This window comes from Ruegeria sp. SAZD011 (assembly GCF_059612545.1).
On record NZ_JBXWQU010000020.1, the window covers coordinates 29,179 to 42,087 of the forward strand.

Sequence of the window (12,909 nt, forward strand, 5' to 3'; positions counted from 1 at the left end):
ACGGTATCACCATGTCCGAGGCACGCCCCGGCGTTCCTGGCTCAACACAACGCCGCCGCGCGCGCGTTTCGCTCTCGATCCTCGGGGTTATTTGCAGGCGCAGTCAGTTTCGCCCCAGCACGCGGCGCAGGTCGCTCAGCGTCGATCTGAACGGATGCCCGGACATGCTCAGGTTGAGGGGCAAGGGCGGCCCGGTCCTGATGAGCGTTTCCTCAAGGGACCACGGTTCGTCATGCTGGACGACCGAGATCGCGGCGTGTGTGGCAATCCATTCCGATAGCTTGTCTTCGTGGTGGCGGTCCATCCGAACGCGGTTTCGCTTGTCGCGCCAGAACGCAAGATCAAGCTCTTGCTCAAGAAGGGCCGCAAGCGACAAACGCAAGGTCGAGGTGCGCACCATCCCGCGTAGGTGGTTGCGCCAAAGCCTGCTTTTCAAAGGTGTTGGCCCATCTCGCCGCACTGGCCGGTCTTTCGGGGGTGCAATGCCAATATAGAGCAGGTGCTTCCCGTCACGCTCGATACATCCGTCTCTCGGCACAAGAGGCAAGCCGTAGTCAAACCACCACCCATAGACGCCGTGCGTGATCGCGTGCCGGTCGATGAAATCCAAGACATGATCGGGCAGCAGCAGGGTCTCTGGCGACAGGACGGCCCTCGCCTCGTCAGATAGACTATGAGTCAACCACGAGGGCGCACGTCCCCCTGCCTCTTCCTGCATTCCTGAATGTCGCCAGTGACTTCGGGCCTTCCGTCAGCCTAAGTCGAATATGACTCATAGTCTATGGTCGAGAGCGTGACCGCCATGCGCCATGCCGCGCATGTCAATTCAATCGCGCGTTTCGAGAAATATCCAGAGGATCAGGAGGGAGAAGGACCTTTCGCAAGAAGAGGTCGCCCATCGCGCGGACATTCACCAGACCTATCTGAGCGGCGTCGAGACCGGGAAGCGCAACCCGTCGATCTTGGTGGTCGAGCGCATCGCCAAGGCACTCGGTGTGGACGTCTCGGAAATCTTCAAGCCGTACTAGGGTTATCCCTGACACGCTCCGATCTTGCGTCTTATCGATCTGCATCAGCAACTTAGGAGATCGACATGACCGATATCGTGACGCTCAAGGCCATCTGCGACGAACTCAAGATCGACCCGCGCGAGGCTCGCGAACGCCTGCGCGCCGCCGCCAGCGACGCCAAGGCGAACCCCGAACTGGCGAAGGCGAGGAAACCGCGCACCCCGTGGCAATGGGCGAAAGGGTCTGCTGCCGAAAAGGAGGCACGGAGGGCTCTGACTGCGCCATCGGCGCAAACAAAGTAGGGGCACACCCATTTCCGGCGATTTAGAGGCGGCGCTGTTGCGTCGCCTTTTTTAGTGCACCGAGGAATTGTGCGAACAGAATAACAGTCCATTCATCACATAAAAAAGCTGTATCGTGTTTGGACCCGGTCACCCTCAGAAACATATTTGAGAATTTTTCCAACCTTACGTGATGCTGCAATTGTGATTGGGTCTCGATTGTCAAACTGGGTATTGTTCCAGTTCATCTTGCTCAATGCCAGTATTTCCGCGGCATTGTGGGTCACCGGCTGCGATGGGGCCTGCGACCGGATCATCAACGGCTTGGGAATGTACATGCCGGTGTAGGTCTTGAAGAAATCCACCCCGCCCCGGCTGTACAGCACCGCCCGGTCACGGTCCAAGCGCATCAGCGTGCCGCGCAAGGGCGGGAACTGCCCATTACGGAACAGGCGGAAGGCGCATGGGGCCACTGCCATGCAATCCAAGTTATCGATCCGACATTCCTCTACGGCGGCGTCGAAACCTGCCATTTCTTCCCGGTGAAAGGGCGAAGTCTTATGCAGCACAACGCGCGCCGGATACTGCGAATGCTGGTCGTAGTATGCCTGCATCGAGCGGGAAAGCAGATCGTGCGCATGAGCTTCTGTCATATAGGGCCGCCGGTCGTCCGACAGCTTGGCGGCGCGTCCACCACGCAGGATCATGCCTTCGCCGCGCTCGTCGAACATCTGCGCAGTGCTGGTTTCCAGATACTCGCCACGTTGTGACTCGTGGAAGCTGATCCCCACGAAGCAAGAGCGCATCTGCCGGGAGTCCCGCGCAAGACGCCAAGGCAGGCCGCCCGCCTTGTAGTAAAGCGCCGTGAACAAGTTCCATGCGCGAGTTGCGTCCTCCTGCACCTCGCGGAAACTATCAGCCTTCGTCTTCCTAGGAATCTTGATTGTCGGGTCGTACAGCGTGGGCCAGAAGATCTGGATGGGTATACCAAATTCCATAGCTGCGATTTTGAGCCGCGCTCTGAAGTCCACACCGGAGGGTGTAGCCGCTCCCTCTACCACGTCATCATCGTCGCCGGTCACGTTCACCGCAGCGATTACGTCTACCGGCAGGCCGATCAACACCACGTCTGGCTGAGTGTTCCCTTCGGCTAGCGCCCGCAACTCTGCGACAAACAGGTCGGCGTAGCGATCTGCGAGGTCCAGTGGGTTGGTGTTCTTTAACTTGTTAAAGGCCCTCGACGGTATCGTGCGGGTGTCCTGCTCGTCGCAGGTGAAGGGCACGCGGAACGGGCCGTCAGCCGTGCAACCGGGGAAGGGCGGATATAGGTTGGTTAGTCGGGTTTCGGCCTTGCCATCGATGCCAATGGCGCAGCGTGCGAACCAGCCCTGAGTGCCCTCCACCGTCTCTGTGTCGCCTATTAGGCCGACACGAACGGCAGAAGGGGCACCGGTCTGTCCTGCGTCCAGAGGGCCGTAGTCCATCAAGCCGAACCGAATATCGATGTGACGATGTGCCTGCCCAAATTCCAACTCAGGTTCAGGCAGATGTGACAACTTCATCAAAGGAGCAGGCCCTCCGTGTCAGGCGGGGTGGCGCGCACCGGCTTCCAAAGGTCGTCGGGCACTCCGAAGTCTGCCACCAGCTTCTCGGCGGGAGCGAGTGTCAGATACGGATATGCCTGCCGAAACATATCCTCTTGTACGTCCGCGCAGAGGTAGGCTCGCCACATGCCAAATTGGCCGCGAACATCGGGATTCCACTCCATGCGCTTGATTTTTGACAGATGTTCGCCGCCGAACTTGTCCCTCTGCCTGCCGTCCCAAGTGAAGTGGTAGGTCGGCGTAATTTGCACAAACCACTCGTCCCCTATACGAATGAACTGCCAACTGAACGCCGAGTGCCGCCAGAAACCCTTGTACTGCTTAGCGACAAAGCGGTCGGCATTTTTCTTTTCTGCGAAGTAAGTTATCTTGCGATCCCGCTTGCCGGGATTCGGGCGAAAATACAGCGTGTAGTGGTCGCGGTCATAGCTCATATCGCGACGCACCATCTCTTTCATGGCACGGTTAAGCAGGTCCACGAAATCTCGTTCCCTGTCCGGGTCGTCCGACAGCGCCCATTCCTCAGTGTCGAACTCTTCCATAGCGCCCGTGTCGCAGGCTTCTCGCCACGGCGACTCGTCTAGATTGCGGAACGACAGGACCGCCCCGCCGCGAAGGATTGCTTCGCCAGGCGGATAAGGGTCGTGTTCCTTCACCCTGCGCCAGAACTCGGCCACGCTCTTGGCGTCGGTCGGTGCCCAGTAGAGCTTCGTCGCCATAGCCGAGACGCGCAGCAGATTGGTCGTCAATTCTTCGGTTCGACGTGGGGCCGAGTAGTAGCTGCCCGGGCGTGCAGTGGCAGCCACCTCGCGCAACGCCCTCGCGGCGTCGGCGGTGAACAGGTCGGCTGTCTTGTCGAACTGCACCTTGCGGCTGGCTCTGTTCTGCGCGTCGCTGAACCAAGTGCGCACATCCTTCCAGTAGGCACGGTCTGCGGTCAGATCGACTACGATCAGGACCACCGGCGCGGTGCCGAACGTCCAATAGTCGATGTCGCGCTCGTCGCAGGGCCAGTGAAATCCGCCGCTGCTATTCCCGGGCAACCGATTGCCTGTTGCCTTGCTCTGAAACTGGACAATCTGGTTGGCAACTTCGCCCGTTTCCGGGTCGCGGATTTCAATGGAACCGTCAATACCAGCTTCGACCCCACCGGATTCGTAGAACAGGTACTCCATCGCGGCCACAACCTTGCGGATGTGCGCTATCCCTTGTTCACCTTTTATCCCCGACGCATGGATTTTCTTGACCAAGACACGGCACCACTAGTTCTTGTTGTAGCTAGGCAGGTGAGCACCATAGGCTGTGTTCCCGACAATTTCAATCTCATCAGTCGGCCATCGTCAAAGCAAGGCCGCACATAGATCGGGCACCGTACTTGCTGCAACCTACTGATATTCATTCCATTTTGAGTTGAACGTTATGAAAATTTGAGCAACGATCCCCCTACGAGGTTTCCCCTCGCAAACGGGCTGTCGAAACTGCGGCCTAAGAGCAAACGTCTACACAAGAATCGTGCGCGCCACATTATGCTTCGTGCACATGGCGTGATTGGAGGGGGAACCTCGTGCCTAGCGCTTTCTATTTATTTGGCGGCACGAGCCGGGCAAAAATCCCACTTGAACTGTCATCAAAGAGTGAACTTCTCAAACACCTCGGCGTCTCCCCGGCAGAGCTAAAGAAGATCTGGTGGTTTCGCCATCGGATGTATTCACACTTCAACATCTCAAAAGGGTCAGGAAAAGTTCGATTAATCAGCGCTCCTGATTATCGCCTGAAGATGCTGCAACAGAAAATCGCTCGCAGTCTTTCTGATCTATATCATCCTCGTAAACCTGTTCATGGGTTTGTCGCTGATAGGTCCGTAAGGTCAAATGCCGAGTCCCATTTGCGTCGCAAGTTCATCCTCAACGTAGACATAAAGAACTTTTTCCCAACAATCACAGAAGCCCGCGTGCAAGGCTTGCTTGAGAGCATCGGCATGGATTCCGATGTGGCGGAAACTATTGCCCGACTTTGCACGAATAATGGTTGTTTGCCGCAGGGAGCGCCCTCTAGCCCGGTGATCTCCAACATGATCTGCTTCCGGCTTGATAAGTCCCTGATGGGCTTTTCTAAAGAGCATCGACTGCTCTACACGCGATACGCTGACGACATTACGCTTTCGAGCTTTCAGCCTCCGACGGCTCTGTTCGAAGGCGACCGCCCAGACTCCGGGAGATTGCCCCTCGAAAAGTTGTCAGGCGATTTGCTCTCTATTCTTGGGAACAACGGGTTTGAATTGAATCCTGAGAAGATTCACTACGCGGACAAGAACTCACGCAGGATGGCAACGGGGATCAAGATTAATGAAGGTCTCAACGTGGACCGGAGGTATGTCCGCAACATCCGCTCCGCACTGTTTAAGATCGAGAAGTTTGGACCTGTAGCGGCGCAGGCGGAACTGGGTAAGCGCTTGGGAAAACCCCGCAGCATTCAAGCCCACCTTCAGGGCAAAATTTCATGGGTCGGATTTGTGAAGGGACAATCCGACCCCGTGTTTCGAGGTCTGGCCAAACGCTATAATCAGTGCTTTTCCAAAAATCCTATCAAGGTCCACCCAACAGAGACTGAGAGAGCGGATCGCGCTATATGGGTGGTGGAAACCAATGACGACACAGGAACCGCATTTTTCCTTGAGGGCGTCGGTCTGGTGACCGCAGCGCACTGTGTCGATGGGGCATCTGAGATCGAGGTTTTTCATCCATTGAGGACCTCAAACCGGTTCAAGGTAGAAGTAAAGCATATTTGCTCGCATCGCGACCTCGCAATTCTCGAACACTCGATAGCGTCGACGGAATATTTTGAGTTGGAGGCATACGCGGGTTCCCCGACAACTGGTGCAGTTACTCTTGCCGCTGGTTTTCCAACCTACGGCCCCGGTGACCGGCTCAACGTTAGAAGGGGAAGCATAAGCTCCTTGATGACAAGAAGCGCAGTTCCGTTAATTGAGGTTTCTCAGATGCTTGGGCAGGGCATGTCTGGAGGCCCGTTGATGAACGAGGATCATGAGGTTCTGGGTATCATCCATAAAGGTGGCCCGGTCGCCTATGTTGCGAAAGATGGAAGTGTTTCTCCACAAAGGCAGCTCGCTGTTGCGATCTCAGAGTTGAAAGCGTGGGAGTCAACGCTGTGATAACCCGATAGGGACTTTCTTCGTTCGGTTGCAAAGGTCTTAGGTTTAGCTCGTAAATGCTACCCAAATGATACCCACAGCAAAGCGCGCTGCTGCTACAGCTCGCATGAAAAGGAATAACTTCTTGCTTTGATTGAGTATTTATGGTGCCCGGGGGCGGAATCGAACCACCGACACGAGGATTTTCAATCCACTGCTCTACCCCTGAGCTACCCGGGCACGGGAACGGCTTCTGCCGCTGGGTGGAGGCCTTCTAGGACGTGGCCGAGGCGGTGTCCAGAGGCTTTTTCAAGTTTTTTCAGTGCCGCAGCTTGGCCTGAGTTTCGGCCTCATCATCAAGGGCTTCGTCTTCCTCTTCAGACGAAGACGGGATCGCATAGGAGCCATTCAACCACTTGGCCAGATCAAGATCGGCGCAGCGTTTCGAGCAGAAGGGACGATAGGCGGGAACGGTTTCGGACCCGCAGATCGGGCAACTCATGACAGCGCCTCCGACACCGGCACCCGACCACGCTTGCGTTGCAGTTCGTAATGACCCAGCGGGGTCCAGCCGGCCAGCGTGGTCTCTTCGCTATCGGCCTTCAGCGCGGCCCGCAGGGCGGCTTCGAACCCGCGCCTGTCCTTCTTGGCCATGGGCGCCAGATCCAGCGTGATCTGGCCGCCCAGGCCCCGCACGCGCAGGGCGCGCGGCAGCAGTTTCGCGCAGGCGAAATTGGCCTTTTGACCCGCTGCAAGCGAGGTATCGCTGCCGGTGTTCACATCCACCGCCACCAGCGCGCGGGTGGGCTGGATATAGAGGTGGCCGCCGCCCGGCAGTGGCTCGGCGATGCCGCGCACCCGCTCCAGCGCGTCGAGCACGCCATGATCCTCGAACCCGCCGGCCTCGGTCACCACTTCGGCCGGATCGGTCCAGTCGCGCCAGGCCAGAACATGCGGGCCGTCGCCTTCGATCAGGGTCTCGCAACCCTTGCCATCGTCCTCCAGCACCTGCCGGGCCTGAGAGATCATCGCCTCGATATCCTCGGCAATCACCTCGGCCGCGACCTCGGCACAAGACGAGCGCAGGATCAGGCCAAAGCCATGGCCCTCCATCACATCATGCGCGATTTCCAGCAGGCGGTCGCGCTCGGCCTCGTCACGGATGCTGCGCGACAGGTTCAGGCCCGGCGCGTCGGGCGTGACGATGGCATAACGGCTTTTGAACAAGAGCTTGGCGGTGACCGGAATCGCCTTGCCCGGCTCCGCATAGCCGGTGACCTGCACCAGCAGATGGGCGCCGGGGGCCAGCCCCTTGACCTGGCGCAGAAAGGCCGGGCCATCGGGGGTGGTCAGGAACATTCCGCCCTGACCCTTGACGGGGCGATCGGCGCGGGCGCGATAGATGGTTCCGGGGGGCGGCGCATCGCTGGCGATCAGGAAATCGTCCAGCTGACCATCGACCATCAGCGCCGCAGCCTCGCGTCCGGCGATATGATCCAGTACGATGGTGCGGCCCTTCATATGTCACCTTTGAATTTAGGATGTCCCGCAGCGGCCAGAAGGGCGGCGGTTTCCGCCAGCGGCAGGCCGACGATGGCGCTGAACGAACCCGAGATCCATGGAATGAACGCGCCAGCCGGGCCCTGAATGGCATAAGCCCCGGCCTTGCCCTTCCAATCGTCAGTGGCGAGATACCGGTTCACTTCGGGGTCCGAGAGTCGCTTGACCTTGACCTGGCTTACCACGTCCCGCTCCCACAGACGGCCACCGCGTCGCACCGCCACAGCGGTGATCACGCGATGCCGGCGCCCGGACAGCGAATGCAGGAACTCGGCCGCCTCTACCGCGTCTGCCGGTTTGCCCAGGATACGACGGCCAAGCGCCACGGTGGTATCGGCGCACAGCACGATATCGTCCGGTCCGGCCTCGACGGCGGCCACCTTCTCACGACTGATGCGGGTGCAATAGGTGCGGGGCAGCTCGCCCTTGGCCGGGGTCTCGTCGATCTCGGGTGGGCGCACCGCATCCGGCGTGATGCCAAGCTGCGCCAGCAGGTCCAGCCGCCTTGGGCTGCCCGATCCGAGAATGAACGCCATGCGAAAGGCGTTACTTGAAGCGGTAGTTGATCCGACCCTTGGTCAGATCATAGGGGGTCATCTCGACCTGCACCTTGTCGCCAGCCAGAACACGGATGCGGTTCTTGCGCATCTTGCCTGCCGTATGCGCGATGATCTCATGGCCGTTTTCAAGCTCGACCCGGAACGTCGCATTGGGCAGGAGTTCCTTCACGACACCGGGAAATTCGAGCGTATCTTCCTTGGCCATGTTGTCTCCATCATTGCGTTTAGCCCGCGGAATCCGCAGGCACTGGCGCTTAAATGCGCTCATTTCCCCCCTAATTCAAGGGTGCTTTTGCGCGCAGGCAAGAGTTTGTGACCGAACCGACCCGCCCGTCCTGTTCGACCCAATGGCTACGATTCAGGACACCGCCATCGGCGCGCACATGGGCGATGGCCGACAAGTCGACCTCGGCATAGGTCCAGCCAGCCCGGTTCATCTGTCCTTCGGCCAGGATGCCGGTGCCGGGAAAGCCCTTGTCAGGCGGGCCGAATATGCCGCCCATGCCGGTATTGCGGTCCACCGCCTCGGACCAGTCGTTGTCACCCACAAGCGAGGACATGGCGGTGACGCACTGGTTTTCCAGCGCCCGTGCCATCGCACCGATCCGAACGCGGCTGTATCCCGCCAATGCCTCGGTACAGGACGGAACCAGCAGGATATCGGCCTCGCTCAAAGCCCGGCCCAACAGCGGGAATTCGCTGTCATAACAGATCAAAACGCCGATCCGACCCAGAGCGGTGTCGAACAGTTTCAGCGGCCCGCCGGGCGCGATGTCCCAATCCTCGCGCTCGAACCGGGTCATGATCTGCTTGTCCTGATGGTCACGTCCTCCGGCGGGCGTGTAAAGTTCCGCCCGGTTCACCGGACGACCTGCACCGGGATCAACCGGCGCCGATGCACCCAGGATATGCACGCCATGTTCCGCGGCCAGCTGCAGGTGCACGGTCGCCGCCTCTTCCATCCGCTCGCTGACCGCGCGGATCGACCCTTCGAGATCGGCAGCGACCGCAGGCCCGGCCAACGTGCTCAGCTCCATGGCGCCGTATTCTGGAAAGACCAGCAGATCGGCCCCTTGCGCCGCGGCCTCGGATACCCAATGGGCCAGCTTGTCCTCGTATTGCGCCCAGCTGTCGAGCCAGTCGAGCGGATAGGCGGCGGTGGCGATTTTCATCTGCGGTCTCTCCAAGGGTGGAATCAGAGTTCCCTGAGCCAGAATTGCAGCGGCTTGTCGGTCTCGTGGTCCTGATCGAGGTCTTTCCAGCTGAAATGCGCCACGGCTCCGGGCAGTTTCTCATATCCCCGCGCGCGCCAGAATGCATCGAGCGAGCGATAGCTGTCGGGCTTCAGCGGGTGATCGGCGGGGCGCTGCACGCCGCAAAAGGCGCATTTGGCAAAACCCAGCGCGCGGGCATGGCCCTCGCGCAGGTCAAAGAAGCGGTGGCCTACACCGTGGCCGCGATACTCGGGCAAAAGCACGGATTCGGCGCAATAAAACACCTCCTCCAGTGTCAGACCGGTACCCTCAAAGGCAGCACCAAAATCATCGGCATGATCGGCCAGCGGCATGCCGGTCGAGGCGCCGATCAACCGGTCGCCGTCAAAGGCGCCAACCACGATGGCCCGATCACTGTTGCGATAGGCTTGCAGATACTTCCGCTCATAGTCCAGGTCACCGTCGTAAAGATAGGGCCAGGCGCGGAACACCGCAATCCGCAGCCGGGCCACATCGTCCAGCGCGGCGTCCAGCGCCGCGCCGGTCAGCGCCCGAACCTCGGTCACCTCAGCCATTCGAGACCTGTTTCACCCAATCGGCCAGGTTGTAGAACGTCGTCACGCGCGAGATCTTGTCACCCGTCAGCGTAAAAAACGACCCCGCCGGCAGACGATAGGTCTGGCCATGAGCCTCGGGCAGGCCGGAATCGGTTTGCAGATAGGTCCCGTTGACGATGAACTCCGCCGCCGCGCGGGTGCCGCCCTCGGCCTCGAACACGACGATGTCGGTCAACAGCTCTTTGTAGCAGCGGTTCATATGGGCGCAGAATTCGGCGAATTTCTCTTTGCCGACACGGATTTGGCCCTCGTTCACGTGATGGGCCACATCCTCGGACAGGCAGTCCAGCATGCCCTGCACATCGCCCGCGTTGAAGGCGTCGAAATAGCGTTTGACGGTCTCGCTCATGATCTCTCCGTTGGCTCTCCCCAGCGCTCTTTCAGATGTTTGATGATCTGATCGCGGGTCTGACGATAGTGGTGTAGCTTCTCCGCCCGCGTCTCGCCCAGTCCGGTAGGGTCCATAATTGGCCAATATTCGACATCGAGGTGAAAAAAACGGGTCAGTTCAAGCGCCCGGCGCTGGCTGGCAGGCGACAGCGCCACCACCAGATCGAAAGAGCTGAGGTCGTCACCCCATTCCTGCATCATGTCGAAGGATCGCGACCGGTGACGCGCCAGTTCGACGTCGATCTCCTGGCAGACGGCGATACAGAACCCGTCGATTTCCATGTCGTTATGAACACCGGCGGATTGCACATAGGTGCCGGTGCCATAGAATTTCTTCATGATGCCTTCCGCCATGGGCGAGCGGACCGCGTTGTGGTCGCAGCAAAACAGGACCGACTGCGGAAGCGGGTGCACCATTCAGCCCCCGAAATGCAGAACGCAGATCAGGGTGAACAGGCGCCGGGCGGTGTCGGTGTCGATCTCGGCCTTGCCGTCCAGCCGTTCCTGCAACACCCGGCTGCCCTCGTTGTGGATGCCGCGCCGGGCCATGTCGATGGTCTCGATCTGGCTGGGCGGCAGGGTCTTGACCGCGTTGAAATAGCTCTCGCAGATCTGGAAGTAATCCTTGACCACCTGCCGGAACGGGCCCAGCGACAGGTGGAATTCGGCCGCCTTCTCTTCGTCCTCGGTCTGGATATCGAAGACCAGCCGCTTGTCGCGGATCGACAGGTTCACCCGGTAGGGCCCGTCTGGCACCGCGCGGTCGTCGCGTGCTGGCAGGGCAAAGCTGTTTTCCTCCAGCAGATCATAGATCGCGACTTTGCGCTCCTGCTCGATCTCGGGCGTGGGCGGGGGAAGGTTGCTGTCATCCAGCTCGATATGAGAAATACGGCTCATCGTCACGGGTGCCTGTTCGATAGATCGGGACAGACCTACACCATGGGTTTGTGATGGGCAACGTGTCGTGACGCGCGATCAGCTGCCGGGGCGCCGCGTGGGTACCCGGTTCTCCAGCCAGCGGAACGCCAGCGCGATCAGCCCCGCGATGACCATATAGACCAGCGCCAGCAACAGGAGCGGTTCGTAGATCACGAACGTGTCCTGCCGCACCCGCGACGATACTGCGAAGATTTCGACCACCGTGATCGTCGCCACCAGCGGCGTTGCCTTCAGTTGCAGGATGGTCTCGCCACCCAGCGTCGGCAGCACGTTGTTGATCGCCTGCGGCAGCCAGATGCGGCGGAAAAGGGTGAAACGAGGCATCCCGAAGGACCGCGCGGCCTCAAGCTGGCCGCGGTTGACCCCCGCGAATGCTCCACGCATCACCTCACCCTCGTACCCGGCAAAGGAGAGGGTGAGGGCCAGCAGAGCATAGGGCCAGGCCTGCCGCAGATAGGGCCACAACACGCTGTCTCGGATACCGTCGATCTGGGGAAAGACCGAACCCAACCCGTAATAGAGCAGCCAGATCTGCAACAGCAGCGGCGTGCCCCGGATCAGGGTGCAGAACACCAGCGCAGGCGTCGACAGGTACCAGGGCCCCACCGCCTGGGCAAAACCCAGCGGCACCGCCAGCAGGAAGCCCAGGAATGTACTTGCCGCGAGCAGCCAGACAGTGCGCCACAGCCCCTCCATCGCCAGCGGCAGATACTTCGGTAGCCAATCCCAGCGCAGCGTCAGGGCGCACCATACCACCAGCGCCACGGCCAGCGCGATCAGCACCAGCCGGTGCGGCATCAGCATCGGACGGATCATCCGCATCATCGGCCCGCCCCCTTGAGAGAGGGCTGCCCGCGCCGCGACCGCCGCTCAAGCAGCTGGAACAGCGCGGACGACATCAGCGTCACCATCAGGTACAGCGCGCCCGCGGCGAGGAAGAAGGTGAAATAGGCCCGCGTGCTCGATGCCGCCTGCCGGGTTTCCAGTGTCAGCTCGCTAAAGCCCACAACCGCCAGCAGCGCGGTATCCTTGGTGGCGATCAGCCACAGGTTCGCCAGCCCCGGCAGGGCAAAGGACAGCATCGCCGGAATGGTCACCCGCCGCATCAGCATCACCGGCGGCATGCCAAAGGCGCGCGCCGCCTCGATCTGGCCCTGCGGCACCGCCAGGATGGCGCCGCGCAGCACCTCGGTCGAATAGGCGCCCTGAACCACGCCCAGCACCCAGATACCGGCGGCAACGCCGCTGATCTCGACCCGGCCATATCCCAGCGCCTCGGACGCTCGGTTGATCAGGTCGGTGCCGACGAAATAGAGAATAAGGATCAGCACCAGTTCGGGCACGGCCCGGACAACGGTGGTGTAAATGGCGAGCAGGTCACGGATGACCGGCCCGCCATAAAGCTTGCCATAGGCTCCGAACAGCCCGATCACCAGACCGAAACCAAAGGCCCCGAACGCGATCTGGAGCGACTTGCCCAGACCGCGCAGCAGGTTCATCCCCCAGCCCGGTGGTGACAGCGACAACAGCTCGGCGCTTTTCGCCAGGCCGAGCAGGTCCAGAAGCCCCTCCATCGACTGCGA

At 60.3% G+C, this 12,909-nt stretch carries 17 protein-coding genes and 1 tRNA gene; 3 read left to right on the top strand and 15 right to left on the bottom strand.

The features are described from left to right. Positions 1-103: 103 nt before the first annotated feature. Complete coding sequence (locus tag AC2FLM_RS06475; RefSeq protein ID WP_496856646.1) at positions 104-610, bottom strand: GIY-YIG nuclease family protein; 507 nt, start codon at positions 608-610, stop codon at positions 104-106. 199 nt (positions 611-809) lie between these two features. Between AC2FLM_RS06475 and AC2FLM_RS06480 the strand changes: the two genes are divergently transcribed. Together AC2FLM_RS06480 and AC2FLM_RS06485 are read left to right on the top strand one after the other, a co-directional pair. After that, complete coding sequence (locus AC2FLM_RS06480) at positions 810-1,028, top strand: helix-turn-helix domain-containing protein (protein WP_496856647.1); 219 nt, start codon at positions 810-812, stop codon at positions 1,026-1,028. Between the two features lie 65 nt (positions 1,029-1,093). Then, complete coding sequence (locus tag AC2FLM_RS06485; protein WP_496856648.1) at positions 1,094-1,312, top strand: hypothetical protein; 219 nt, start codon at positions 1,094-1,096, stop codon at positions 1,310-1,312. Between the two features lie 95 nt (positions 1,313-1,407). On the opposite strand, the gene AC2FLM_RS06490 is transcribed toward AC2FLM_RS06485, so the two are convergent. Both AC2FLM_RS06490 and AC2FLM_RS06495 read right to left on the bottom strand, forming a co-directional pair. Continuing rightward, positions 1,408-2,853 (bottom strand): argonaute/piwi family protein, encoded by a 1,446-nt coding sequence (locus tag AC2FLM_RS06490; protein ID WP_496856649.1) that lies wholly within the window; start codon positions 2,851-2,853, stop codon positions 1,408-1,410. Further along, complete coding sequence (locus tag AC2FLM_RS06495) at positions 2,853-4,145, bottom strand: DUF4365 domain-containing protein (RefSeq protein ID WP_496856651.1); 1,293 nt, start codon at positions 4,143-4,145, stop codon at positions 2,853-2,855. The genes AC2FLM_RS06490 and AC2FLM_RS06495 overlap by 1 nt, the downstream gene beginning before the upstream one ends. Before the next feature lie 314 nt (positions 4,146-4,459). Here AC2FLM_RS06495 and AC2FLM_RS06500 point away from each other — a divergent pair, with 314 nt between their 5' ends. Next, positions 4,460-6,067, top strand: a complete 1,608-nt coding sequence (locus tag AC2FLM_RS06500; RefSeq protein ID WP_496856652.1) for a reverse transcriptase domain-containing protein — start codon at positions 4,460-4,462, stop codon at positions 6,065-6,067. Between the two features lie 144 nt (positions 6,068-6,211). Here AC2FLM_RS06500 and AC2FLM_RS06505 read toward each other — a convergent pair. From AC2FLM_RS06505 to AC2FLM_RS06560, 12 genes are all read right to left on the bottom strand, one after another. Then, positions 6,212-6,286 (bottom strand) — tRNA-Phe (locus tag AC2FLM_RS06505). A 79-nt stretch (positions 6,287-6,365) separates the two neighbouring features. Then, positions 6,366-6,548, bottom strand: a complete 183-nt coding sequence (locus tag AC2FLM_RS06510; RefSeq protein ID WP_234140119.1) for a DNA gyrase inhibitor YacG — start codon at positions 6,546-6,548, stop codon at positions 6,366-6,368. Beyond that, positions 6,545-7,567, bottom strand: a complete 1,023-nt coding sequence (locus AC2FLM_RS06515; RefSeq protein ID WP_496856654.1) for a ribonuclease E/G — start codon at positions 7,565-7,567, stop codon at positions 6,545-6,547. Before AC2FLM_RS06515 ends, AC2FLM_RS06510 begins: the two co-directional genes overlap by 4 nt. Continuing rightward, positions 7,564-8,142 carry a Maf family protein gene (locus tag AC2FLM_RS06520; RefSeq protein WP_496856656.1) on the bottom strand — a complete coding sequence of 193 codons (579 nt, stop codon included), beginning with the start codon at positions 8,140-8,142 and terminating at the stop codon, positions 7,564-7,566. Before AC2FLM_RS06520 ends, AC2FLM_RS06515 begins: the two co-directional genes overlap by 4 nt. A gap of 10 nt (positions 8,143-8,152) precedes the next feature. After that, positions 8,153-8,371, bottom strand: coding sequence for a translation initiation factor IF-1 (gene infA / locus AC2FLM_RS06525; RefSeq protein ID WP_005978431.1), 219 nt, complete (start codon positions 8,369-8,371; stop codon positions 8,153-8,155). A gap of 70 nt (positions 8,372-8,441) precedes the next feature. Further along, positions 8,442-9,338, bottom strand: a complete 897-nt coding sequence (locus AC2FLM_RS06530) for a carbon-nitrogen hydrolase family protein (protein ID WP_496856657.1) — start codon at positions 9,336-9,338, stop codon at positions 8,442-8,444. A gap of 23 nt (positions 9,339-9,361) precedes the next feature. Continuing rightward, positions 9,362-9,955 carry a GNAT family N-acetyltransferase gene (locus AC2FLM_RS06535; RefSeq protein ID WP_496856659.1) on the bottom strand — a complete coding sequence of 198 codons (594 nt, stop codon included), beginning with the start codon at positions 9,953-9,955 and terminating at the stop codon, positions 9,362-9,364. After that, positions 9,948-10,346, bottom strand: coding sequence for a ketosteroid isomerase-related protein (locus AC2FLM_RS06540; protein WP_496856661.1), 399 nt, complete (start codon positions 10,344-10,346; stop codon positions 9,948-9,950). Before AC2FLM_RS06540 ends, AC2FLM_RS06535 begins: the two co-directional genes overlap by 8 nt. Continuing rightward, on the bottom strand, positions 10,343-10,801 hold the full coding sequence (locus AC2FLM_RS06545; RefSeq protein WP_144084117.1) for an arsenate-mycothiol transferase ArsC: 459 nt from the start codon (positions 10,799-10,801) through the stop codon (positions 10,343-10,345). Before AC2FLM_RS06545 ends, AC2FLM_RS06540 begins: the two co-directional genes overlap by 4 nt. Before the next feature lie 3 nt (positions 10,802-10,804). After that, positions 10,805-11,284: a UPF0262 family protein gene (locus tag AC2FLM_RS06550; protein ID WP_234140125.1), complete on the bottom strand. Its 480-nt coding sequence runs from the start codon at positions 11,282-11,284 to the stop codon at positions 10,805-10,807. 78 nt (positions 11,285-11,362) lie between these two features. Beyond that, on the bottom strand, positions 11,363-12,151 hold the full coding sequence (locus AC2FLM_RS06555; protein WP_496856663.1) for an ABC transporter permease: 789 nt from the start codon (positions 12,149-12,151) through the stop codon (positions 11,363-11,365). Continuing rightward, positions 12,148-12,900, bottom strand: a complete 753-nt coding sequence (locus AC2FLM_RS06560; protein WP_234140126.1) for an ABC transporter permease — start codon at positions 12,898-12,900, stop codon at positions 12,148-12,150. Before AC2FLM_RS06560 ends, AC2FLM_RS06555 begins: the two co-directional genes overlap by 4 nt. Positions 12,901-12,909 lie beyond the last annotated feature (9 nt).

Excerpts from the sequence above, each read along its gene's own strand:
- AC2FLM_RS06560 (WP_234140126.1), bottom strand. The coding sequence starts at position 12,900 with ATGGAGGGGCTTCTGGACCTGCTCGGCCTGGCGAAAAGCGCCGAGCTG.
- AC2FLM_RS06490 (WP_496856649.1), bottom strand. The coding sequence starts at position 2,853 with ATGAAGTTGTCACATCTGCCTGAACCTGAGTTGGAATTTGGGCAGGCA.
- infA (WP_005978431.1), bottom strand. The coding sequence starts at position 8,371 with ATGGCCAAGGAAGATACGCTCGAATTTCCCGGTGTCGTGAAGGAACTC.
- AC2FLM_RS06510 (WP_234140119.1), bottom strand. The coding sequence starts at position 6,548 with ATGAGTTGCCCGATCTGCGGGTCCGAAACCGTTCCCGCCTATCGTCCC.
- AC2FLM_RS06480 (WP_496856647.1), top strand. The coding sequence starts at position 810 with ATGCCGCGCATGTCAATTCAATCGCGCGTTTCGAGAAATATCCAGAGG.
- AC2FLM_RS06515 (WP_496856654.1), bottom strand. The coding sequence starts at position 7,567 with ATGAAGGGCCGCACCATCGTACTGGATCATATCGCCGGACGCGAGGCT.
- AC2FLM_RS06540 (WP_496856661.1), bottom strand. The coding sequence starts at position 10,346 with ATGAGCGAGACCGTCAAACGCTATTTCGACGCCTTCAACGCGGGCGAT.
- AC2FLM_RS06520 (WP_496856656.1), bottom strand. The coding sequence starts at position 8,142 with ATGGCGTTCATTCTCGGATCGGGCAGCCCAAGGCGGCTGGACCTGCTG.
- AC2FLM_RS06550 (WP_234140125.1), bottom strand. The coding sequence starts at position 11,284 with ATGAGCCGTATTTCTCATATCGAGCTGGATGACAGCAACCTTCCCCCG.
- AC2FLM_RS06530 (WP_496856657.1), bottom strand. The coding sequence starts at position 9,338 with ATGAAAATCGCCACCGCCGCCTATCCGCTCGACTGGCTCGACAGCTGG.
- AC2FLM_RS06535 (WP_496856659.1), bottom strand. The coding sequence starts at position 9,955 with ATGGCTGAGGTGACCGAGGTTCGGGCGCTGACCGGCGCGGCGCTGGAC.
- AC2FLM_RS06555 (WP_496856663.1), bottom strand. The coding sequence starts at position 12,151 with ATGATGCGGATGATCCGTCCGATGCTGATGCCGCACCGGCTGGTGCTG.
- AC2FLM_RS06485 (WP_496856648.1), top strand. The coding sequence starts at position 1,094 with ATGACCGATATCGTGACGCTCAAGGCCATCTGCGACGAACTCAAGATC.